The organism is Thauera phenylacetica B4P (assembly GCF_000310225.1).
GTDB classification, from domain to species: Bacteria; Pseudomonadota; Gammaproteobacteria; order Burkholderiales; family Rhodocyclaceae; genus Thauera; species Thauera phenylacetica.
This window is the reverse complement of record NZ_AMXF01000672.1, coordinates 1-205: the sequence shown is the minus strand read 5'-3', so window position 1 is coordinate 205 and position 205 is coordinate 1. Positions and strand designations below refer to the sequence as shown.

Annotated in this window: 1 protein-coding gene; it reads right to left on the bottom strand. The window is 56.6% G+C overall.

Annotated features, from left to right (window positions below; all coding sequences use genetic code 11):
- Positions 1-205 (bottom strand): ISAs1 family transposase (locus C667_RS24210; RefSeq protein ID WP_004394439.1); only part of this gene is annotated, 205 nt, incomplete at both ends.

The following is a 205-nucleotide window of genomic DNA, read 5'->3' as shown; positions in this document are numbered from 1 at the left end:
CCGTGCTGGTCGATGAAGGCGATCTCGATCGCTTCGAGCAACTTGGGCTGGTTACCCTTGACCATCAGCAGGTAGTCGCCCTTCTTCGCAACGATCTGTTTGGCAATGCTTTTCTGGCAGCCCATCGCGTCGATCGTGACCAGCAGTCCCTTGATCGACAGCGCCTCGAGCAGCTCGGGAATCGCCGTTATTTCATTGCTCTTGG